At 62.1% G+C, this 20,330-nt stretch carries 21 protein-coding genes and 1 pseudogene; 7 read left to right on the top strand and 15 right to left on the bottom strand.

Going from position 1 to position 20,330, the window contains the following annotated elements:
* Nucleotides 1–4 precede the first annotated feature (4 nt).
* Nucleotides 5–271, top strand: a complete 267-nt coding sequence (locus GA0061098_RS25715) for a hypothetical protein (protein WP_091963092.1) — start codon at nt 5–7, stop codon at nt 269–271.
* On the opposite strand, the gene GA0061098_RS46265 is transcribed toward GA0061098_RS25715, so the two are convergent.
* The gene (locus GA0061098_RS46265; protein ID WP_245323581.1) at nt 237–791 is read right to left on the bottom strand and encodes a hypothetical protein; all 555 of its coding nucleotides are present in this window, start codon (nt 789–791) and stop codon (nt 237–239) included. The two genes, GA0061098_RS25715 and GA0061098_RS46265, sit on opposite strands and share 35 nt — an antisense overlap.
* Between GA0061098_RS46265 and GA0061098_RS25705 the strand changes: the two genes are divergently transcribed.
* Both GA0061098_RS25705 and GA0061098_RS25700 read left to right on the top strand, forming a co-directional pair.
* Complete coding sequence (locus GA0061098_RS25705; RefSeq protein WP_245323580.1) at nt 717–3,800, top strand: CheR family methyltransferase; 3,084 nt, start codon at nt 717–719, stop codon at nt 3,798–3,800. The genes GA0061098_RS46265 and GA0061098_RS25705 overlap by 75 nt on opposite strands.
* Nucleotides 3,800–4,546, top strand: a complete 747-nt coding sequence (locus GA0061098_RS25700) for a Crp/Fnr family transcriptional regulator (protein ID WP_091963083.1) — start codon at nt 3,800–3,802, stop codon at nt 4,544–4,546. The genes GA0061098_RS25705 and GA0061098_RS25700 overlap by 1 nt, the downstream gene beginning before the upstream one ends.
* Nucleotides 4,547–5,133: 587 nt before the next feature.
* Here GA0061098_RS25700 and GA0061098_RS47470 read toward each other — a convergent pair.
* On the bottom strand, nt 5,134–5,508 hold the full coding sequence (locus tag GA0061098_RS47470; RefSeq protein ID WP_091963082.1) for a phosphatase PAP2 family protein: 375 nt from the start codon (nt 5,506–5,508) through the stop codon (nt 5,134–5,136).
* A gap of 35 nt (nt 5,509–5,543) precedes the next feature.
* Here GA0061098_RS47470 and GA0061098_RS25690 point away from each other — a divergent pair, with 35 nt between their 5' ends.
* Nucleotides 5,544–5,732 (top strand): hypothetical protein, encoded by a 189-nt coding sequence (locus GA0061098_RS25690; protein ID WP_091963078.1) that lies wholly within the window; start codon nt 5,544–5,546, stop codon nt 5,730–5,732.
* 66 nt (nt 5,733–5,798) lie between these two features.
* The gene (locus GA0061098_RS25685; RefSeq protein WP_245323568.1) at nt 5,799–5,987 is read left to right on the top strand and encodes a hypothetical protein; all 189 of its coding nucleotides are present in this window, start codon (nt 5,799–5,801) and stop codon (nt 5,985–5,987) included.
* Nucleotides 5,988–6,509: 522 nt separating this feature from the next.
* Here GA0061098_RS25685 and GA0061098_RS25680 read toward each other — a convergent pair.
* Nucleotides 6,510–6,824: pseudogene (locus tag GA0061098_RS25680) on the bottom strand (NADH-quinone oxidoreductase subunit D); the annotation flags it as partial.
* Between GA0061098_RS25680 and GA0061098_RS25675 the strand changes: the two are divergent.
* Nucleotides 6,787–7,572, top strand: a complete 786-nt coding sequence (locus GA0061098_RS25675; RefSeq protein ID WP_091963076.1) for an NADH-quinone oxidoreductase subunit D-related protein — start codon at nt 6,787–6,789, stop codon at nt 7,570–7,572. The pseudogene GA0061098_RS25680 and the gene GA0061098_RS25675 sit on opposite strands and share 38 nt — an antisense overlap.
* A 68-nt stretch (nt 7,573–7,640) precedes the next feature.
* Here the strand turns inward: GA0061098_RS25675 and GA0061098_RS25670 are convergent, their stop codons facing one another.
* The 4 genes from GA0061098_RS25670 to GA0061098_RS47465 all read right to left on the bottom strand — a co-directional run bounded on the left by GA0061098_RS25670 (nt 7,641) and on the right by GA0061098_RS47465 (nt 10,178).
* Nucleotides 7,641–8,102, bottom strand: a complete 462-nt coding sequence (locus GA0061098_RS25670) for a glutamate--cysteine ligase family protein (protein ID WP_129590924.1) — start codon at nt 8,100–8,102, stop codon at nt 7,641–7,643.
* Between the two features lie 8 nt (nt 8,103–8,110).
* The gene (locus tag GA0061098_RS25665) at nt 8,111–8,329 is read right to left on the bottom strand and encodes a glutamate-cysteine ligase family protein (RefSeq protein WP_091963070.1); all 219 of its coding nucleotides are present in this window, start codon (nt 8,327–8,329) and stop codon (nt 8,111–8,113) included.
* 4 nt (nt 8,330–8,333) lie between these two features.
* Complete coding sequence (locus GA0061098_RS25660) at nt 8,334–9,281, bottom strand: gamma-glutamyl-gamma-aminobutyrate hydrolase family protein (RefSeq protein ID WP_129590923.1); 948 nt, start codon at nt 9,279–9,281, stop codon at nt 8,334–8,336.
* A 414-nt stretch (nt 9,282–9,695) separates the two neighbouring features.
* Nucleotides 9,696–10,178 carry a manganese catalase family protein gene (locus GA0061098_RS47465; protein WP_245323565.1) on the bottom strand — a complete coding sequence of 161 codons (483 nt, stop codon included), beginning with the start codon at nt 10,176–10,178 and terminating at the stop codon, nt 9,696–9,698.
* A gap of 510 nt (nt 10,179–10,688) precedes the next feature.
* On the opposite strand from GA0061098_RS47465, the gene GA0061098_RS25645 reads away from it, so the two are divergent.
* Nucleotides 10,689–11,222, top strand: a complete 534-nt coding sequence (locus GA0061098_RS25645; RefSeq protein ID WP_091963057.1) for a DUF1003 domain-containing protein — start codon at nt 10,689–10,691, stop codon at nt 11,220–11,222.
* Nucleotides 11,223–11,289: 67 nt separating this feature from the next.
* On the opposite strand, the gene GA0061098_RS25640 is transcribed toward GA0061098_RS25645, so the two are convergent.
* The 8 genes from GA0061098_RS25640 to GA0061098_RS25605 are packed head-to-tail and all read right to left on the bottom strand — an operon-like array spanning nt 11,290 to nt 20,246.
* Nucleotides 11,290–12,342 (bottom strand): UDP-glucuronic acid decarboxylase family protein, encoded by a 1,053-nt coding sequence (locus tag GA0061098_RS25640; RefSeq protein ID WP_091963054.1) that lies wholly within the window; start codon nt 12,340–12,342, stop codon nt 11,290–11,292.
* Nucleotides 12,339–13,472 carry a CgeB family protein gene (locus tag GA0061098_RS25635; protein WP_091963050.1) on the bottom strand — a complete coding sequence of 378 codons (1,134 nt, stop codon included), beginning with the start codon at nt 13,470–13,472 and terminating at the stop codon, nt 12,339–12,341. Before GA0061098_RS25635 ends, GA0061098_RS25640 begins: the two co-directional genes overlap by 4 nt.
* Nucleotides 13,469–14,557, bottom strand: coding sequence for a CgeB family protein (locus GA0061098_RS25630; protein ID WP_091963047.1), 1,089 nt, complete (start codon nt 14,555–14,557; stop codon nt 13,469–13,471). The genes GA0061098_RS25635 and GA0061098_RS25630 overlap by 4 nt, the downstream gene beginning before the upstream one ends.
* The gene (locus tag GA0061098_RS25625; RefSeq protein ID WP_091963044.1) at nt 14,554–15,684 is read right to left on the bottom strand and encodes a CgeB family protein; all 1,131 of its coding nucleotides are present in this window, start codon (nt 15,682–15,684) and stop codon (nt 14,554–14,556) included. The genes GA0061098_RS25630 and GA0061098_RS25625 overlap by 4 nt, the downstream gene beginning before the upstream one ends.
* Entirely contained in the window at nt 15,681–16,790 is a 1,110-nt protein-coding gene (locus GA0061098_RS25620) for a glycosyltransferase family 4 protein (RefSeq protein ID WP_091963040.1), read from the bottom strand. Before GA0061098_RS25620 ends, GA0061098_RS25625 begins: the two co-directional genes overlap by 4 nt.
* Entirely contained in the window at nt 16,787–18,073 is a 1,287-nt protein-coding gene (locus GA0061098_RS25615; protein ID WP_091963037.1) for a TIGR04295 family B12-binding domain-containing radical SAM protein, read from the bottom strand. The genes GA0061098_RS25620 and GA0061098_RS25615 overlap by 4 nt, the downstream gene beginning before the upstream one ends.
* A complete protein-coding gene (locus GA0061098_RS25610; RefSeq protein ID WP_091963034.1) occupies nt 18,070–19,134 on the bottom strand; it encodes an NAD-dependent epimerase/dehydratase family protein in 1,065 nt (354 codons plus the stop codon). Before GA0061098_RS25610 ends, GA0061098_RS25615 begins: the two co-directional genes overlap by 4 nt.
* A complete protein-coding gene (locus GA0061098_RS25605; RefSeq protein WP_091963029.1) occupies nt 19,134–20,246 on the bottom strand; it encodes an NAD-dependent epimerase/dehydratase family protein in 1,113 nt (370 codons plus the stop codon). Before GA0061098_RS25605 ends, GA0061098_RS25610 begins: the two co-directional genes overlap by 1 nt.
* Nucleotides 20,247–20,330 lie beyond the last annotated feature (84 nt).

Below are 20,330 nucleotides of genomic sequence, written 5' to 3'. Positions count from 1 at the left end.
CACCATGGCCATCTCCCTCGCCGAACGGACCGCTCAGCTCGACGCTGAGCAGAATCTCCTGGTGAAGGCCGATCGGGATATCGAGGAGGGTTGGCAGCGCATCCGCGATCAGGAGGATCGGGTGCGCGAGCTTATGGCCGGCGGCCACGATGTGCGCCAGGCCGAGCGGTTCGTTGAGCTGCTTAAGCAGACCCTGATCGAATGGGAGCGCCACCGCACCTTGATCGAACAGCGCGTCAGGTATCTCCGGCAGGAGGTGGGGTTGGGCTAGCCGAAGAGCGCCCGATCATCGACCTGCGAAACTCCGCGCTCAGCTTGAACAGGAATTCGAGCTGCTGCTTTGCCGTGCGGCGCCAGCGCTCATTTTCGTCAACCAGCCGGCACGCGGTTGCGGTGGCGTCCTCGGCACGCCTGATCAGGGCCGCGAGCTCTTCCGATATTTGCATCGCCGGTTCCTGCGCCCGGTACGAAGTATGGACCTTTTCGCCGGCACGGACATCGCTCGGACCGAAAAGACAGGCCTTTTGGGACATTTCTGCCTTTACCCTGTTGGGGTAATATCGATTTCTGCTATTTCCGGGGACTGGGCGCCCGTCGGTCCCAGCCAGTGAACGAAAGCTACCAGAGCCATGAATGAAGTCGGCGGCCAGCCGGTCGATGGAGAGCGCCAGATCAAAGCCCCGCTGATTATCGGCGTGGGGGCTTCCCCTGGTGCACTGGACAGCATCGAGCGCTTCTTCGCCAAACTGACCGTCGGGGTGGATCAGGCCATCGTGCTGGCGCTTCAGCATCACGAGGCCTTCGACGGGCCGCGGCTGCACGAGGCCGTGCGAAATTCCAACGGCGGCAAGATCGCAGAGATTGTCGATGGCCATGCGGTTGAGGGCGGCACCATCTATCTGTGCCCGCCGGCGATGATCACCACCATTCAGGGCGACCGATTCGCGATCCGCAAGGCCGAGCAGGCCCCGGGCGAGCGCGCCACGATCGACAGCTTCCTGGTGTCGCTCGCGGAGGAGCGCGCCGAGCAATCCATCGGCGTCCTGCTCGCCGGCACCGGCGGTGACGGCACGCTCGGCACCGCGACGCTGAAAGATCATGGTGGTCTGGCCATCGCCGAAAGGGTCGGGAGCCAGAAAGAAGCCGAGCATCTGATCGACGGCAACACGCCTGCGTCCATCGCCGACTACGTGCTGCCGCCGGAGGAGATCCCCGAGCACATCCAAGTCTACGCCCGCCATCTCAGGCGCCTGGAGGAGAAGCAAGGCTTCGACGAGGTTCTGGCCGCGGCCGCGGCCTCGCTGTCGCGCATCGCCGACATCCTGCGCAACAAGACCGGCAATGACTTCCACGGCTACAAGCAGAATACCTTCCTGCGCCGCGTGCAGCGGCGCATGCAGGTGGTTCAGATCGACGACATTCCCGCTTATGTCGATTTCCTGCGCAACGACAAGGACGAAGCGCAGCATCTCTTCAACGATCTCCTGATCGGCGTCACCGAGTTCTTTCGCGACAAGCGCGAATTCGAGGTGCTGGAAAGCCAGATCGTCCCGAAGATATTCGACGGCAAGAGCGCGGGCCAGCAGGTGCGGGTCTGGGTGCTCGGCTGCGCCACCGGCGAGGAGGCCTATTCGATCGGCATTCTCCTGCGCGAGCACATGGCGCGGATGGATTCGGCCCCGCAGGTTCAGATCTTCGCCACCGACATCGACGGACGGGCGCTCGCGGCCGCCCGCGTCGGGCGCTATCGCACCAATATCGAGGCCGACATGACCAGCGAGCGCCTGGCGCGCTGGTTCGTGCGCGAGGGCGACACTTACTGCGTGGTCAAGGAGCTGCGCGAAATGTGCATCTTCTCGCAGCACAACGTCATCAAGGACGCGCCGTTTTCCAAGCTCGATCTCGTCTCCTGCCGCAATCTGCTGATCTACCTCAATGGTGAATTGCAGAACCGGGTGATCCCGCTATTCCATTTCGCGCTGCTGCCGGAGCGATATCTGTTTCTCGGAAATTCCGAGAACGTGACGCGGCATCCGAAACTGTTCGCGCCGATCGACCGCCGCGCCCGCATCTTCAAGAAGCTGGAGTCCGGAACGCGGCTTCCCCCGGAATTTCCGATCACGACCGCAGCGGGCAGGGTGCCGGTCGAGGTGCCGACGGTGCGCTCCTTCGGTCCCGACGTCGGGCTGGAACGTCGCGCGCAGCGCATCGCGGAGCGCTACGCACCCGCCTATGTCATCACCGACGACAATTTCCAGATCCTGCACTTCTCCGGGCGGACCGGCCGCTACATCGAGCCGACGGCCGGAGCCGCCACGCTCGACCTGCTTCAGCTCGTGCACCGCGATCTCCGGCTTGAATTGCGCACCGCGCTCAGCCGTGCCGCGGAAGCCAGCGAGCCGGCTCATGCCGAGCAGGTGCAGCTCGGGGTCAACGGCCACCGCGTCCTCGTCGACATCACCGTCGAGCCGATCCAGGAGGGCGCAGGCGGTCATCGCAACTTCGTTGTGCTGTTCAAGGACGGTCCGGTCCGCACCATCGAGGCCGACCAGAGCAATCCCAATTCCCTGGTGCGCACCGAACATGTCGAGCGTCTCGAAAGCGAGTTGCGCGCCACGCGCGAGCACCTCCAGGCCACCATCGAGGAGCTCGAGAGCACCAACGAGGAGCTGAAATCCTCCAACGAGGAATATCAGTCGCTGAACGAGGAGCTGCAATCGGCCAACGAGGAGCTCGAAACCTCGCGTGAAGAATTGCAGTCGGTCAACGAGGAGCTGACCACCGTCAACGGCGAGCTGGCGCATCGCGTCCAGGAATTGACGCGCGCCACCAGCGATCTCAAGAACTTCCTCGAGAGTACGCAGATCGCGACCGTCTTTCTCGATAATGATCTGCGCGTGATGAACTTCACGCCGGCGATTACCCAGATTCTGCATCTGGTCGAAACCGATACCGGCCGCCCCATTGCTCACATCAAGGCCCGCGTTCCCATCGAAGAGCTCTATGAGGACGTCCGCCGCGTGCTGCGCACACTCGCGAGCGTCGAGCGCGAGTTGAGCGCGCCTGACAGCGGCACACGCTATATCGTGCGCATCCTGCCCTATCGCAGCATCGACAATTTCATCGCCGGCGTCGTCATCACCTTCATCGACGTCACTGCGATCACCCGCGCCGAGGAGCGGCAGCGCCTGCTGCTGGCCGAGCTTCAGCATCGCGTCCGCAACACGCTCGGTGTGGTGCGGTCGATCGCCCGCCGCTCGGCGGAATCGAGCAAAACCGTCGAGGAATACGCCGCCCATCTCGACGGACGGCTGAACGCGTTTGCCCGCACCCAGGCGCTGGTGACACGCGATCCGGAAGGCGGTGTCGACCTCGAATATCTAGTGGTCGAGGAGCTCACGGCCTACAACGCCCGCGAAGGCGAGGAGGTGCGGGTCTCCGGCTCCAAGGTGCGCTTCCAGCCCAAGGCCGCGGAAACATTTGCGCTCGCGATCCACGAACTCGCGACCAACGCGCTGAAATACGGCGCCTTGAGCCAGCCGAGCGGGCGTATTGAAATCAGCTGGCGTCTCGACGAAAGCACGGAGCCCGCGGAGCTGGTGTTCGAATGGCGCGAGCGCGGCGGGCCACAGGCCAAGCCGCCGCCGCGAAAGGGCTTCGGCACGGAGCTTCTGGAGCGCACGCTGGCGTTCGAGTTCAAGGGGCAGACCTCCCTGGCATTCGACCCCGCGGGGCTGCTATGCACGATCGTTATTCCGCTGAGCAAGCGCACGTTCCACACACCGGCAGTGGCTGGCTGATGCCCTTGTCGACCTCCGATCGCAGCCTGGTGGAGCCGGTCATTCGCCGGATGAACGCGCTCAGGCCGTTGTCTGCGGAGGCGCGTGCGTCGCTGGAATATGCGATGCTCGACGGTCTCCAGCGTGCCGGGGCGAGCGAAGACTTGATCTCAGAGGGCGATCCCGTCGATAGCGTCCGGGTTGTGCTATCGGGCTGGCTTTGCCGCTATAAGACGCTCGAGGACGGCCGGCGCCAGATCGTCAATTTCATCTTTCCCGGCGAGAGCTGCGACTCGCACGCGTTCTTGCTCCCCGTGATGGATCATTCCATCGCGACGATGACGCCGGTGGTCTACGCCGAGATCAAGCGCGCGCGTTTCGAGAGTCTGACGAGGGGCGATCGATCGCTCGCCGAGGCGCTCTGGTGCGAGACCCTCGTCAACAACGCCGTCCAGCGCGAATGGGCCATCAACCTTGGTCGCCGCACGGCCCTAGAGCGCGTGGCGCATCTGTTTTGCGAGATATTCGAGCGGCTTCGTCCCGTCGGGTTGGTCGACGGCAATTCCTGCGTCATGCCAGTCACGCAGATGGACCTTGCGGACGCTACCGGCCTGTCGGTGGTGCACCTTAACCGGACCGTGCAGGAGCTGCGTGCGTCCGGCCTGATCGTGCTGCGCGATCGGACCCTGACCGTTAATGATCCCGACGCGCTCAAGGCAGCGGCCTTGTTCTCGCCGAGCTATTTGCAACTCTATCGGTTCAGCTGATAAGGGCGGCACGGCAGGTTTGACCGAGACCCTGGGCGCGCGCGGGATTGCCCGGCTCGGGCCCTTGAAACGCGTTGCATTCGGCTCGCTTGCGATACTCGTCCGCCATTTCCAGCAATGCAGTTCGCGTTGCGGGTGAGGAGCTGAGGGCGGCCTGGATCTCGCACGCTTTCTGCAGTCGGCGATTGTTTGTCCATTCGCGGCAATTCAGGCGGTCACACGATGTTCCTAAATTAGTAAATTTAGTCACCGACTAACTTAACCTAGGTTATGCCGCGACCATGGATGCGCCTGGCCTGCAACCGCTGCGCTTCTGGAACGTCCTAGAACCATCGCTACGTGCGATGGCCTCAATTGGTGCGAACGCAACGAAGCGCTCCGACCCAGTGATCAGGGAGAACGCTCCATGTTGACGCGGAGTCGAATGAAGCAAACGGACCCGCTGGAGATACGTCTGACCGCCGAAGCGGAGCGGCTGCGCGAAGAAGCCAAGTCGCTTCTGCCCGTGCACTGAATTCGCTTTTGCGTTCAGGAGACCGACCTGATTAGACGGTTAGTTGCCGGATTGACTTTCTCGATCGCGGCACCTAGTGCCCATCCGGCAGGACGTCCGTCGGCCAATGTGCCAGGACGGCTATTCTGGTCGCGGCGAGCACTCCACCGACCGCATAGATGTACGTTCTTCTCCTGGGTTTGGCCCAAGCCAAGGCTCCGACAACGGCTCCAAGATGCACGCTGTGACCGGAGAGAAACGAATTGTGCGGCTTACCAGAGATGCCGACGCCTCGTCGATCGCGACCCACCCCGCAACGGTCAGGCTGTTGCCGGTCGACCATGCTCTTGATGACTTTCGGAACTGCGATCGCTGCCGCCACTGTCACTGGCTGTCGTGCGCCGACGCCGTCCACCGACCCGTGAAGCGAGCCAGATGGCTGCCGTGGCGGGGCCAAGCACGTGACCATCAGCCACCCACGTTGCCGTTCGGAGGCATTTCTGGATGATGGGGTTTGTCTTTGTTGCGGCTTGGACTGCGATGAAACGATCCACCTCGGTTGGCGGAATGGTTGCTTTGCTGATCATCTTCCATGAGTGGTGGAATATGTCGGTCGTTGACTCTAGTATCCCAGCCACCCCGCGCCCCGTATCATTTGATGTGGGCGGCCAGAAATACTTGGCGCGTGATTAACTTATGTTCCTGCAGCTTGCATCTGGCCGGAGATATAACTCCCGAACGTTCAAAGGGAGGTCACCGTTGATCAAGCGCAGGAGACGATTCAAGCAAACAGACTCTCTCGAAGCGCGGCTGGCGCAGTTCGCGATGAACTTACGACAACAGGCAGACCACCAGCCTCCAGGAGAGGAACGCAACTCGTTGCTGAAGCGCGCCTACAATGCAGATCGAGCGATCGACCTCGAGCAGCATCTACGCGAGCAAGGTTAGCCCTCACGCGGCTTCGGCACAGAGGCTCAATCACTGAAGTGAACGGGTCTTTGCGGGCTTACCTGGGAAGTGAGGACATTGGTTACGGCACGTGGGGGCGGATGTACCCCTCGTGGCAGGAAAGGCTCTCGGTCCAAGACCGGGAGCCTTTTTTTAATGAAGCGTAGGAACGGCCGTACGCGCCAAGATCTTGGCGGCACAACGGAGATTCGAAGATGCGGAAAGCTTGTTCCAAGTTGAGCGACAACCAAAGGGACGTCGCCATGTACATCGGATTTCTACGCTCTTCGCTGCCGGTCATGCCGGTGCTAAGCTCTTGGCATTTCTAATCGAGCGGCCCAAGCGGTTTGATCCGTCAGAGGTGGATTTAGCGAGCCCCAATAGTTCGCAGGCGCAGAGTGTGTGCCACTGGGCCAACACGTCGGATTAGTGAGCCTGGCCCACGGTTGTGTCCGTTTGTTTGTGATGAGCCGTGTGCTTGTCGTCATCCCCAGCGAATCGAGCGAACATCACTGCTAAAGCAAATAAGAATGCGATTATAGCTAAGCGTTGCATGCACTCTAAACGCGGCCAGGCGCCGATAGCAAGACAGAAGGCGTGTTCCTGAGTCAGTGGAGCAACATAGTCGAGCCTGTCGAAATACGGGATCGCCTGGAGATACGTCTTGGCTTCGATCAGCTTCTCGGTGCCCCGATGCAACAGGCCGATATGCGGATCGACCCGCGTGACCACCTCGCCATCAAGTTCGAGCACGAGCCGGAGCACGCCGTGAGCGGCGGGATGCTGTGGGCCAAAATTGATGGTGAAGTTTCTGAGGCTCGGAGACTGTTCGGCCATCACGCTTTCTGTCCACGACATTGCAAACCTTCACCCTAGCCGCGATCGGGGTCCCCCGAAGCTGATCGACGACATTGAGGCCTGGTGCGATCCGTTCCTGCGTATGGTGGACGATCTGGATCGGCTGCTTTCGCCGAACCCGAATCTTCAGGGGCCGCAACGTGGATATCGGCAGGGTCACCCTCGAGCAAGCCTGGCCTGGGGCTTCTCGGGCGTTATGGTGCGCGGGTCCGGTGCGGCCTGGGACCTGCGGAAGGCGCAGCCCTATGACTGCTATGCGGAAATGGACTTCGATATCCCGGTTGGCAAGAACGGAGACTGCTACGACCGGTATCTCATTCGAATGGAGGAGATGCGGCAGTCAGTCCGCATCATGAAGCAGTGCATCGAGAAGCTGAGGTCTCCGGACGGAAGAGGCCCGGTTCTCGTACAAGACAACAAGGTCACGCCGCCTCGTCGCGGCGAGATGAAGCGCTCCATGGAAGCGCTCATTCATCATTTCAAGCTGTACACGGAAGGATTTCACGTTCCTGCCGGCGAGATCTACGTAGCCGTCGAAGCGCCCAAAGGCGAGTTTGGAGTGTTCCTGGTCTCGGATGGCACCAACAAGACCTACAAATGCAAGATCAGGTCGCCGGGGTTTGCCCACCTCCAGGCGATGGACTTTCTCTGCAAGGGGCACTTGCTCGCCGATGTCTCGGCGATTCTAGGCTCATTGGACATCGTGTTTGGCGAGGTGGATCGTTAAGAGGTCGTGTTTGCATTGGACGCGACGTCTTGAGCCAGTGCCTGGTCGAATAGATCTCGCTTTGACCTTCACTTGAACGCGATATCACCCGGAGGCAGTTTCGATCCAAAGGCCGCCAGTGTTGCGAAAGGCTGTTGATCCCTGGCTTTCTTAGGCTCGTCATTCCTCGCGGCGAAATTGCCGGTCTCCGTCGAAGTCCTTAGCCATTTCGTCACGTCGCCGATCGCTTCCCGCGGCGAGCGGCCGAACTTCCTCAAGCCGCGGAAATATTCGAGCTGAAGATGCGCCGAGGTACCGCGCTTGGGGATGGTCTTGAGATGCTGGATGTCGTCTTCGACCCCGAGATGTTCGATGTCGGGCGCTAGCAGGGCGATCACCGCGTCTAGCCAGCTTCTGAACGAGACCGGCTCCAACGACACCAAATCGATGTAGGTGCCATCGGTTCCGTAGCGCTGGGCGCGCCAGCGGTTTTCTTCAATCAGCGCGCGATGCACTGCCGAATGGTTGGCATTCAGATCGGGATGATGCACGACGTGCCTCACCAGAGCACGAAACAGCGCCGCGACGCATCGGCCGAATTGGTCAGCGGCGGGGTCGCGACCTCGATCTGCGATTGCAGGATTTCGGTGGTCAGTCGCTCGCCAAGGCGCTTCTGAGCCGCCGTCATATAGGCCTTCGGCAGCTCGGACCGCGGCGCTGCGGATTGGCGGTTGACCAGGAAGTATTCCTCCTCGATACCGAAGCGGTAGCGGTGCATGGCCCTAAGCTGTCCTTTTCGCCTTTGCATGCAAGCGAACCGCATCTCCGAAGGCGGAGCGGATGCGCGCCGATGCATGATCTGTGCTTGCCCAATAGTCCGGGTGAAACAGCGTGCCGAGCGCAAAGGCGCCGGCGCCCGCGACGATGACGGCCTCTATCGAGCCATCCTCCGCCACGGCTTCCGCGATGAGCCCCGGTGCGAGATCTTTGATTAGGAAGCTGTGCAGCGAATTCACTGTGACGGCGTCTGCGCCGCAGATCTGTTGCAGGACACCTCCTTTGCGCAGCGTCACCTTTTGCCGGAGCCGGTAGCGCGCATCTTCATTGTCCGCGTCGAGCGTGCCGTGGCGCTGGTCTTCGGGCAGGCCATCCGGCTCCTTCGCCAGCGTGCCGCCAAAAGCGACGTTCAGCTCCTGGATGCCGCGGCAGACAAAGAGTGCGGGGATTCCGCGCGCCAGCGCGCGCGGGATCAGATGGAGCGCGACTTCGTCGCGGAATTCATCGAACGGGTCGTCGCGAGAGTCGTCGACCATTTGGCCATAACGCGAGGGATGAACATTGGTCTGCCCGCCGCCGATGAAAAGACCGTCAAGGCCATCGAGATAGGCGTCGATGTCGGCTTGGCGCGCCGCCGGAAGGATCCGCGGCACGGCACCGGCGACCAGGCCGATGGCGTTCACGCAAATCATCGCAACCGACGAGAGCTGCTCGCCGCGTGCGACCATCGTCTCGGAGAGAATGCCCACCTGCGGCGCGCGGGTACGCGCTTGCCACTGCCCGCGCGAGGCGCTGTGCTGCCACTGCTGGAGGCCGTAGGCCACCGCATCCGCGGCGCTGCCGAATTGATGAATCGCTGCCTTGAGCTCCCTGACGTTCGTTCCCAAGCGAAGCGCCCATTGACTACAGGCGGCGGGGTCGTGCGGATCGATTGTGGGATGCGGCTCGTGCAAATGTCTCGCCTGCCTCAATTCGTGTGTCTGTGCCTGGTAAAACAGCGATTGTGCAGAATGGTTGCTCTGCTTAGATCTGTTGACCCTGTGGCGCCGTTAACTTTTGTTATGAACGCGGATCTTCGGGCGAGAGCCGAAGTACGCAACGAGCATCTAAAACCGGGCGAGGTCGCCAGAGCAAACTGAGTAAGCAACTGGGCAAGCCCAAGATGGGTCGACATTCCTCGCCGCGTGCCTCTGCCCATTCAACGATCGTCCGAGATTAACCTTTGTTGTGGGCGCCTCGTGCCCAATTGCATATCCTCATCAAATCAAGAAGAGAAACGCGATGGGATTGAAGCGCAGGCGGATCAAGCAAACAAACTCTCTCCAAGACCGCTTGGCTCAATCCGAGGAGCACATGAGGAAGCGAGCTCACGCCGAGCCGATCGACGCTGAGAAGAACGAGCTTCTCAAGAAGGTCCGCAACGCAGAGCAAACCGTGGACATAGAACGGCAGCTCCGGCAACCGCACTCGGGCGGATGTACCCCAGCGAGCCAGAAGGCCTCCGGTCCGACCCCGGAGGCCTTCTGCCAGTGTTCAAGTTGAAAGCAGATCAGCGATCCGCTATTCATTTTGCCGCTGGCGTAGATGTGCGAGCGGTCGAACGGCACGCCCTCGCAATTGGCTGGGAATGCCGACAGGCTGGTCGAGAGCAAATGCCGATGCAACATTCCCTCGATGACATGCCGCGGCGCATCGAGGGGGCGAAGATCGCCGGCATTCATGAAATGGTGCTGAGGCTGCCCAGTGGCCCCGAAGTCGCTTTCGAGTCTGCCCCGCTGCCGCACGACTTCGCTGGCCATTGCGCTTAGAGTAAAGAACTGATTGACGATCGAAACGAACAGAAGAACCACGAATCCAAGCACCGACGAGAATCGCGAGTTCGTCCACGCTTCGACGCCTCAGGTGGTCACCGACTTTAGCTGGGATACCACGACGAGTAGCAATTGGTATGCCCAGCAATTGACCTTGAATTTCGACGAACGTCTTATGTATGCGCGTGAGGAATCCAGGTTAGCAGTTTCGATGTCGGTCTTGATCTTGTCGTAGGAAAAGCTCGATAACGAAGAGCGATAGCGAACCACAGCACTGTTTTCATTTGAAAACGGCCGTTAAACTATTGAACTTATTAGAAGGCATTTTGAGCCCCTTTTCCAAACCCGCGAAATCAAGCAGGTGTTGATTCCGCCATTCGGAGGCTCGATCCGTCCCGCGCCCAGCCAGCCCTGAGGTCGCGGCTCTATCTTGTAGCTCCACCTCGCCGAGGTCTTGCACGCCGGGCGTCGGCCAGGCGGTCGTCAATTGCGCGGCGTCGGGGCAGCCAAGCTATAGGAACCGCCCGCGGGTGCGCCGGTTTCCACGTGATGAGGAAACACTTAGCGCCCCGTCCAAAAGCTGCACCCGGGCTGACGCCGGCTCTCGAGCGGAATATCCACGCTCTAGTCGAGCGAAGGAAGCGCGAGCAATCCGACGCGTCTATTCAGCAAAAGGTCGCCGATGCGATAACTTCGTTTACCGGCAGCATGCAGTTTGTTTACCTGCACTTATTCGCTTTTGGATTTTGGATAGCCGCAAATCTCGGATGGCTTCCAGGAATTGTGCCATGGGACCAGAGCTTTGTAGTGCTCGCTATGATTGCCTCTGTAGAGGCAATCTTTCTTTCGACCTTTGTTCTGATCTCTCAAAATCGTATGGCGGCCGAAGCGGATAGAAGGGCGGAGTTGGATCTGCAGATCAGTCTCCTCACCGAACATGAGATCACGAAGGTGGTCGCGCTCCTGAATGAAATGGCCCGCAAAATGGAGATAGATTCCCGGCAGAACGAAGAGCTTCAGGAAGCCGCCTCAGATATCGCGCCAGAGCGCGTTCTCGACAAGATCGAAGAGAGCAAGCACTAAGCGGGCGCAACGGCGCTCCTGCCGCAAGACGCCAGAGCCGGAATGAGCGCTTCTGGCTCTCAGCTGGCTATTCGGGACTGAGCAGGCTGCGCGCCGGACCTCTCTTTCGCTGCGCGAGAGCTGGCACGAGCGTCGGTGGCTCGCCCGCGATGCGCATTGCGAAATAGGCGATCGTGGCTTGAAGACCATCCTTCAGTGCCACCCGCGGGCGCCATCCCAACAGCCGCATAGCGGTGTCAATGACGGGCTTGCGGCGCTTTGGATCGTCTTTTGGCAGCGGCTCGAAGCGGAGCGGCGAGGCCGAGTCCGTATACGTCAGAACCTCTCGGGCTATAGCTTCGATAGTCACCTCGTGCGGATTGCCGAGGTTGCAGGGACCGGTCACCGATGAGGAGCTTTCCATCAGCAACTGGAGGCCTCGCACGAGATCATCGACGAAGCAGAAGCTTCTGGTCTGCGTACCGCCGCCATAGATCGTAATCGGCTCCCCGCGCAGGGCCTGCACGATGAAGTTGGAGACGACACGGCCATCGTTCTCCAGCATGCGTGGGCCGTAGGTGTTGAAGATGCGCGCCACCTTGATCTCGGTCCCCCGCGTGCGGTTGTAGTCGAACATCAGTGTTTCGGCGGCGCGCTTGCCCTCGTCGTAGCAGGCTCGTGGCCCGATTGGGTTGACGTTACCGAGATAGGATTCCGGCTGTGGGTGCACCTCCGGATCACCGTAGACTTCGCTCGTGGAAGCTTGCAGGACGCGGGCACCCTTCCGGTGCGCGAGCTCGAGCAGGTTGATGGTACCGAGCACGCATGTCTTCATCGTGCCGACCGGATCCTTCTGATAATGCCGGGGCGAAGCTGGGCAGGCGAGGCTGTAAATGCGGTCAATTTCCCCGTCGATCTCGATCTCCTCCTGCACGTCATGCTCGATGAACCGGAAGTTCGGATGGTTCAGCAGTGGCCTGATGTTGTCGATGCTCCCCGTGAAGAGATTGTCGAGGCAGATCACGGCGTTGCCATGTTGCAAAAGCGAATCGCAGAGATGAGAGCCGATGAAGCCGGCACCGCCAGCAATGAGCACGGTCGGCGAGCGGCGGAGCGTAGGGATGCGGGTCTGGAGTTTCATTGCAGGCTCTCTTCGGCGACTTGAACGGTACGGCTGGCGGCAGGCCGCGAGGATTTGCGACGGCGGTGCGCGGCTGCTTCGGCGTAGTAACCCTCCAGCTGGCAGGCCCGGTGATCGGCGGTGTGACCGGTCAGAACGCGTCGGCGTGCGCATTCCGCAATGGTCCGCCGACGCTCCTCGGGCATGTCGCGCAGGATCTCGATGACGTCGCGCGGGCTTGAGGCCAGCAGGATTTCCCGCGACGGTGCGAAGATGGTTTCGATGCCCGGCCATTGGTCAGAGATCACGGGCGTGCCGCAGGCAGCGGCTTCGAACAGGCGAACGCTCGGCGAGAAGCCCAACGCACGCATGTCGGCGCGGGTCGCGTTGAGGGTGAAGCGCTGTTCCGCATAGAACTCCGGGTGCTGTTTTGGCGCGAGGTGCTCGATCCGCACGACATTGTCGGGCCAGACGATATCAGCGGGATATTGCGCCCCTGCGACCGCGAACTGCTCTGGCGGCAGCGTGCGCGCCGGGGACAGGAGCAGCTGTTCGAGGACGGGCTGCCGGTCCTCACTATAGGTGCCGAGATAGCCGAGGGCCCATCTAACCTCCGCCTGCTGCGGAGCGTAAGCCTCGGTGTCGGCGCTGCAATAGAGAACTCGGGCCATCGGGCTGCCATACCGCTCCTCGATCATGCTGGGCACGGGCCCGCCGGCGAATGACAGATAGAGGTCGAAGCGTGGGATCATTGCGGCTGACAGGTAGTTCAGGCCTTCGTCGAGCCTCGCGAGCGTTACGGGCGTGTCGATGTCATAGAACGCGGTGATTCCCCGCGCCTGACTCGTGATCCACTCGGAAATGGCAATGCCGTCGGGCACATAGGAACCGATGATGACGAGGTCGGCGTCCCGGATCAGCTTGCCGAAGCGGCGAGGCACGTCCTTCAGCGACTGGTAAAGCTCGACCGTCCACGACGACGGCTTGGTCAGATCGCGATGCTCACGATACCAGTGGACGTCGCGCTCGAGGAACGTGACATGGTGACCTCGTCGCGCCAGGGCCTCGATCAGGGCGCGATAGGTCGTGGCGTGACCATTGCCCCACGACGAGGTGACCGAAAGACCGACGACGACGATACTGAGGTTCATTCTGCTGCCTCGATGCGCGAGCTGCTTCCGAAAAAGAGTTGGTTGAACTGGCGGGCGCGATGCCGATAGGTGTGTTGGCTCAGGACGCGTGCGCGGGCACGGTTGGCGATCGCGGCGGCGCGATCGGCGCTGAGCGCGCCGAGATGGCCCGCCACCTCAGCTCCGCTCGCAGCCACCAGCACCTCGCGATCCGGCTCGAGAAAATGGTCGATACCCGGCCATTGATCGGTGATCAGGCAGGCGCCGGCCCCGATCGCCTCGAACACCCGCGTCGGCGGCGAGAAGCCGCAGCGCGCCATGCTGTCGCGATTGACGTTGAGGGTGGCAAGTCCGGAGCCGAAGAAGGCGTTGTGCTCGCCGGTGCCGACATGGCCGATCTTGCGGATATTGCTTGCCGTGTCCTTTGTCTCCCAGCCGGAGCCGCCGAGCAGGAACGACTTGTCCGGCAGCTCGAGTGCGACGTCGAGAAAGAAGTGTTCGACCCGCTGTTCGCGATCAGGCAGGCGGTTTGCCAGCAGGCTGAGATCGCAGGCGAAGTCCGGTCTTGGCGGGAATGGAAAATGCGTCTCAGGATCGAGGGCGTTGTAGATCGGCAAGCAGTCCCGCGCGCCCATGGCGCGGTAAGCCGAGACGACGCCGTCGCCGCCGCCGTAGGTCAGGACCGTGTCGTAGGAGGGGATCGCACCGCGCAGATGATGGCTCGGATCGTTCGCCATCGCTTCGAGAGTGGCGGGGGCATCGACATCCCAGTAGATCCGTAGGGTTCGGGAGGGCAGGGCGGCGACGGCGATCTCTAGCTCCTGATCGAAGACGCCGACGCCGCTGGCCTTGATCAGCATGTCGGCCGATCGCGCCGCCGCATCGAGCGAGCCGCGCCAACCATCGGACGTTGCGGGGTACACGACGACCCTAGCCCAATCGGGATCGGCGATGTCGCGATGGGCCTGCCGCTCGAACGCGTCGGGTTCGAAGAAGGTGATGTCGTGTCCGAGTGCCGCAATCTGCTTGAGCATGCCGCGATAATAGGTGGCGGCACCGTTCCAGTAGGAGGAGACGAGGCTGGATCCGAAGAAGCAGATCTTCATGCGGAGGCTCCAATGTATCGCAAAGGCCGGGACGAATCGGCGGAGGTGCGAATGGCCTCCACAATGCCCACGAGCTGTTGTGCGCGATGACGGCAAGTATGGCGCTCCCGGATCGTCCGCAGCCCGGCGGCCAACATGGCGGCGGACATCTCCCGATCATCGAGCACAGAACGGAGTGCGCGCTTCATCTCTTCGCCACTGGCGGCCTGGAGATAGGCGCCATCAGGAAACAGGCCTTCCACGTCGGACCAGGGGGCCGAGATCAGGGGAATGCCGCAGGCGAGCGCCTCGAACACCCGAATGGTGGGGATGCCCGGAAGCGAGCGCACATAGGGCCCGCGAGGAACGTGAACGGTCGCGCGCGCTCCCGCGAAGGCGACCGACGCCCAGTGCGCCAGCAGCCAGCCTCCATAGCGGATGCCCGCGGCCTGGATGGTCTGGAGAGCGGCATCAGAGTAGCGAACGCCGTAGACGCTCGCGCTCAGCTTCAGTTCAGCAACGGGCTCGACCAGAAACTCGTTGAGTTCGGTGCTGCGTTCGCCGTCGCCCCAATTGCCGATCCAGACCAGATCGTCGTTGCGCTCGATATGCGGCAAGGGATGATACATGGTGGTGTCGGCTGCCTCGTGCCAGGTATAGGCACGATCTGCCCAGCCGAGATTCATGTAGATCTGACGAAGCACCTCGCCGAAGGCGAGCACGCCGTCGAACGCGTCGAGGTCGAACTGCGCGAGCTCGTCCGGCGCGGTGACCGCCCGATGATGGGTGTCGTGGAACAGCAGCGTGAAGGGGGCGCCGTGCGCGCGCCTATATCCGATCTGCCCGATCACGTCGGGCGAATTCCATTCGTGCACGACGACGAGATCGGCACCATCCAGAGCCTCATCGAAATCGAGTGAAGCATCGTAGCGACGAATGGAGATGCCGGGGAAGAGCCGGCCGATGTCTTGCAGGGCCTGACTGCCGCTTTCGCGGATGGCATTCAACCGGCTCCAGCCATCGACCGGCTCGAACACCACGACCTCGTGGCCGAGTGCATGCAGCTCGCGGGCATAGCCGCGCAGGAAATGGGCGTTGCCGTTGTTCCAGCAGGAGGTGAATGCGTGGTAGAACAGAACGCATTTCATGCGCGCACCTCGATCTGACCGGCTTGCGTTGACCTGCGATCGGAGGCGTGCAGCCCCTCGTAGAGCTTGAGATAGGCGCTGGTCGTGCGCGCCAGGGAATAGGTCAGGGAATGTTCATACGCAGCGCGTTGCAGGCGCGTCCTTTCGAGATCATCGGCGCAGAGTTTGACGAGGATTCGGTGCAAGGCCTGACTGTCGCCGGCATCGAAGAACAGCGCTGCTCCACTCCACAATTCCCGGAACGTTGGAATATCCGACAGCACGAGCGCGCAGCCGGCGGCGGCCGCCTCCAGAACCGAGAGGCCGAACGGCTCGTACAGCGCTGGGCTGACGAAGATTGCGGAGTGTCGGAGATGTTCGCGCAGGGCGCTGTGCGGCAATGGACCAAGCCAGGCGATGCCGAGGGGATCTATCTCCGCCGGGCCCGCGGCCTCGACCGGCCAATCCAGTCCTTGCGCAGCCTGAGCCAAGACTTCGATATTCTTGGCACGATCCCACAGGCGGCCGGCCGCGAAGATCAGCTCCCGCTTTCGGCTTGGCGCGGCGCCAGCCGCAATCCCATTCCAGATCACGGCGCCGGGAGAGCGCGGGTGATAGATCTCAACGATGTCATCGTGAAAGGATTGGCTCGGGCAAACCCATGCCTGCGTACTGTTGAGCGCAGCGGCCACCCGGTCCGTGTAACGCGCCCATCGGGGCTCGCCGAGCCATGCCGAATCCTGGCAGGCCAGCGCCCATGAGTTGACGCAGGAATGCGCGACGAGAACGGTCGGCGCATGCCACGGCAGGGTTGCCTCCCGAAAACTGTTGAGGTGGGCGACGTCAGGCCTGAGCCTCGCTTCGAGGCCGGCGAGGACACGTTCGGCCTTGGGAAAGTCGCGTCCTTCCGGATCTTGCCACTCCAAAGCGAGGTCGGTTTCGACGAGGCGGACTCGAGAGTCGCGCAGCATCTCGCGCTGGTCGGCGCGCGCGGGCGGGCCCATGGTTGCCAAGGTAACTTCGGCGCCCGAGGCGGCAAGGCTCGCGGCGAGGGCGCAGGAATAGGTCCATACGCCCCCGACGGTGTCGGTCGTCATCAGGATTTTGATGTCCGCATCTCGGCTCATGGCGCCACCGGATGTTCGAGGGCATCGAGGGGCATCGGCCGATCGTTCTGCACGTCGCTGAACTGGTCGTACATTCCGAGATAATGCCGGTGCGCGCGCTCCCAGGCGAAATCGTCGGCTTCGCCCCACAGCTTTTGATAGTCCGGCGAGCCCGGATAGGGATAAAGCGGGACCGGGTCGTTGGCCCAGATGCCGGCATCCTGCATCTTGCTGCGCCAACGCTGCACGACGGGATCGTCGTCCTCGGGCACCTCGATCAGATTGGCCTGTACGAAGGGGACGTGGCGCCGGGCCTCGACCAGCCGGTCGGCAAGCTGATCGGTGGTCATCTTGCAATTCTTGGCGAGCGCCGCCCGTCCCTCGACCGTGAGGCTCTCGATTCCAGCCTCGATCGAAACGCAGCCGGCGCGGCCAAGCAGCGCGAGCATGTCTGGCTTCCAGAGATCGATCCGCGTCTGCACGCCGAATTTGAGGCCGCGCGTGCTCAGCCCTTCCAGCAGTTCCGCATTCGGAAGGAATATCTCGTCGATGAAGTAGATATATTCGACGCCTTGGCCGCGCAGGCTGTCGATCTCATCAAGGATGATCGCGGGAGGGCGCTTGCGGTAGGCGTTGCGGAAATTCTTCTTGGCGCAGAACGTACAGTTGTAGGGGCATCCCCGCGAAGCCTCGACCTCCGCGCCGGGGCCGACCGGCTCGGCGTCGAAACGGTGATGGTGGTGATGATGACGCCGGATCATCTCGTCCGGCCAAGCGAGCGCCGGCTGATCCCTGAACTCGACAGCTTGAGGACCGCCATTGACGCGGATTGAGCCACCGTCGGCAAAGCACAGACCGGGAAAGTCTCGCTCGCCGTTTGCGAGCCTCAACAAGGATCCTTCGCATTCGCCCATTACGACCAGGTCGACGCCGAGCTTCCTGAGCGCCGCCCGTGGGGTCGTTGAGCCGTGCGGACCTACTGCGGCCAGGACTGGCGCGAGATCCCGCGCCGCCGATGCGAGCTCCTGCGGAACGCGCAGCTCCGGTGGCGCGCAACGCCAGAACAGATAGGTCGGCGCCGTCGTGATGACGATCATGTCGGGCTCGAACGCAAGCAGTTCGGCCTCGATGTCCCGGAACGACAGATCGAACATGTGCGCATCGAGCAACAGCGTCCGGTGCCCGGCCGCTCTCAGATAATGCTCGGAGATGCCGAGCTCGAGCGGAAGGTGGGGGGACCGGCACCCGAAATAGATGCTGCCGCCAAAATCCCAATTCGGATTGATCAGGGCGACGCGCCTCATGCCAGGGCCTCGCGGTTACCTTGAGCTGCTCCAAAACGACTGTCGAGCCAGGCGTGGAGCGAGCGGAGGCCCTCCGTCAGCGAAACCCGCGGTGCCCAACCGAGTGCGGTTGACAAAGCACGGGTGTCGGTGACGTACCAGGGCTGATCGCCCGGACGCCAATCGGCAAAGCTGTAAGCGATTTCACGGCCGGTCAGTTCCGTGATATGGTCGATGAGCTCGCGAAGGCTGACCGCGTTGGCGGGCCCACCGCCGAGATTGAATACGCGTCCCCGCGCGAGCGCGATGCGATCGAGCACCGCGAGCCAGGCCGCGGCGGCATCCGACACGTGCAAGGCGTCGCGAACCTGATAGCCATCACCATAGATCGTCAACGGCTTGCCGCGGATCGCGCTCAGCAGGAAGTGCGCGATCCAGCCCTGATCCTCAGTGCCGAACTGGCGGGGGCCGTAGATGCAGCTCATGCGCATCACCACGGTCTGGAGCCCGTAGACTCGCGCATAGTCATGGACGTACTGATCGGCGGTTCCCTTGGAGCAGCCATAGGGGCTGTAGAAGTCGAGCGGCGCGTTCTCGGAGATGCCGTCCTCCAGCAGGGCGCTAGTGGGCGTGTAACGACGGCCGGTGAGGGCGATCTCACTGTCCTCGATCAGGCGGCCATAGACCTTGTTGGTGGACGCGAATACGATCGGCGCGGTGCTGTTGTGAAGCCGAACCGCTTCGAGCACGTTCAGGGTGCCGCGTGCGTTGATCTCGAAATCGGCAGCGGGATCGCTCACGCTGTCCGTGACGGCGACCTGAGCTGCCAAATGCAGCACGGCGCGGGCATCGCGTACGGCGTCGATCACCGGGATCAGCTCGCGGACGTCGGCCACTGCGATGGTGATGAGGTCGCCGTGCCTGGATTTCAGCCATTGCGCGTTCTCGCGCACGCCCGCGCGAGCTAGATTGTCCAGCACCAATACACGCTCGCCGCGCTCCGCCAGCCGGTCGGCAAGATTACAGCCGATGAAGCCGCAGCCTCCGGTGATTAGCACGGGCCTGCTGTCTTGCTCATTCATCACGCAACCAACCCTCGTTGTAGCAGCTCCTGCGTCGCCCGTTCCGCCTGGTCGTCGGCAACCTGGTCTGCGAGATAATCCGCGAGTTCCTCCAGGCCGTCCCTGAACGCCACGTGCGGCTCGAAGCCGAGAAGGTCGCGCGATTTGCCGATGTCTGCGAAGCAGTGCCTGATGTCGCCGGCGCGGTATTTGAGCGTGATCTCGGGGGCGATGTCGCTGCGCCCCATGACCTGGGCGAGATCATCGGCTACCGACAGGATGCTCCTGCTTTGGCCCGAGCCGACGTTAAAGACATCATGCGCATGTTCGGCTTCCAACGCGATGCGGCAGGCACGGGCGACATCATGCACGTGAACGAAATCGCGACGTTGCTCGCCATCCTCGAACACTAGCGGAGGGCGCCCGTTGAGGAGCCGCGCGGCGAAGATGGCGAGCACGCCGGTATAGGGATTCGACAACGCCTGACGGGGGCCGAACACATTGAAGAAGCGCAGCGCGACGGTCGGAATACCGTAAGCCTTGCCGGTGATCAGGCACATGCGTTCCTGTGCATACTTGTTCAGCGCATAGACGGAGCTGAGTGAAGGCAACTTGGTCTCCGGCGTAGGCACGGGCTCGAGCGGATGCCCGGCTGTGTCGCGCAACCCCCATTCCCCTCGGCGGAGCTGTTCGATTGATCGTTCGTCGCAGGCAACGACGCTTTGATCGGGCCTTCGATAGAGGCCTTCGCCATAGATGCTCATGGACGAGGCGACGACCAGCCGCTCGACGGGGCGCTTCGACAAGGCTTGGAGCAGTACGGCGGTGCCCAGCTCATTCGTCCGCACATAGGGCTCAATGTCGTACATGCTCTGGCCGACGCCGACGGCGGAAGCAAGATGCAAGACCATGTCGGCGCCGCGCAGCGCGTGGTCCACGGACACGCTGTCAGTGATGTCACCAACAATGAGCTCGGCATCTTCGGCGAGATAGGAGGGACGCTGGCGGTTACTGCCGTGAACCTGAGGCGAAAGGTTGTCGAGCAGACGGACTTCGTAGCCCGCCGCCAGCAGAATGTCCGTCGCATGAGAGCCGATGAAACCCGCGCCCCCCGTAATCAATACCCGCGTCATTCACCGCTCCGTGCAACCTTGAGACCGATCCGCTCAGATCGGTCGATGATGTCTGGTGAAGCGCACCTTGCTGACTGGTCGGAT

Origin of the sequence: Bradyrhizobium shewense (genome assembly GCF_900094605.1) — a bacterium.
Lineage (GTDB): Bacteria > Pseudomonadota > Alphaproteobacteria > Rhizobiales > Xanthobacteraceae > Bradyrhizobium > Bradyrhizobium shewense.
The sequence above is the reverse complement of the archived record's forward strand: the minus strand, read 5'-3'. Positions and strand labels throughout refer to the sequence as shown.

Bases quoted from the DNA above. Each gene is read 5' to 3' on its own strand.
- GA0061098_RS25715 (WP_091963092.1), top strand. From the start codon at position 5: ATGGCCATCTCCCTCGCCGAACGGACCGCTCAGCTCGACGCTGAGCAG.
- GA0061098_RS46265 (WP_245323581.1), bottom strand. From the start codon at position 791: ATGCTGAAGCGCCAGCACGATGGCCTGATCCACCCCGACGGTCAGTTT.
- GA0061098_RS25700 (WP_091963083.1), top strand. From the start codon at position 3,800: ATGCCCTTGTCGACCTCCGATCGCAGCCTGGTGGAGCCGGTCATTCGC.
- GA0061098_RS47470 (WP_091963082.1), bottom strand. From the start codon at position 5,508: ATGGTCACGTGCTTGGCCCCGCCACGGCAGCCATCTGGCTCGCTTCAC.
- GA0061098_RS25690 (WP_091963078.1), top strand. From the start codon at position 5,544: ATGATGGGGTTTGTCTTTGTTGCGGCTTGGACTGCGATGAAACGATCC.
- GA0061098_RS25675 (WP_091963076.1), top strand. From the start codon at position 6,787: ATGGTGAAGTTTCTGAGGCTCGGAGACTGTTCGGCCATCACGCTTTCT.
- GA0061098_RS25665 (WP_091963070.1), bottom strand. From the start codon at position 8,329: ATGCACCGCTACCGCTTCGGTATCGAGGAGGAATACTTCCTGGTCAAC.
- GA0061098_RS25645 (WP_091963057.1), top strand. From the start codon at position 10,689: ATGAGGAAACACTTAGCGCCCCGTCCAAAAGCTGCACCCGGGCTGACG.
- GA0061098_RS25640 (WP_091963054.1), bottom strand. From the start codon at position 12,342: ATGAAACTCCAGACCCGCATCCCTACGCTCCGCCGCTCGCCGACCGTG.
- GA0061098_RS25635 (WP_091963050.1), bottom strand. From the start codon at position 13,472: ATGAACCTCAGTATCGTCGTCGTCGGTCTTTCGGTCACCTCGTCGTGG.
- GA0061098_RS25630 (WP_091963047.1), bottom strand. From the start codon at position 14,557: ATGAAGATCTGCTTCTTCGGATCCAGCCTCGTCTCCTCCTACTGGAAC.
- GA0061098_RS25625 (WP_091963044.1), bottom strand. From the start codon at position 15,684: ATGAAATGCGTTCTGTTCTACCACGCATTCACCTCCTGCTGGAACAAC.
- GA0061098_RS25620 (WP_091963040.1), bottom strand. From the start codon at position 16,790: ATGAGCCGAGATGCGGACATCAAAATCCTGATGACGACCGACACCGTC.
- GA0061098_RS25615 (WP_091963037.1), bottom strand. From the start codon at position 18,073: ATGAGGCGCGTCGCCCTGATCAATCCGAATTGGGATTTTGGCGGCAGC.
- GA0061098_RS25610 (WP_091963034.1), bottom strand. From the start codon at position 19,134: ATGAATGAGCAAGACAGCAGGCCCGTGCTAATCACCGGAGGCTGCGGC.
- GA0061098_RS25605 (WP_091963029.1), bottom strand. From the start codon at position 20,246: ATGACGCGGGTATTGATTACGGGGGGCGCGGGTTTCATCGGCTCTCAT.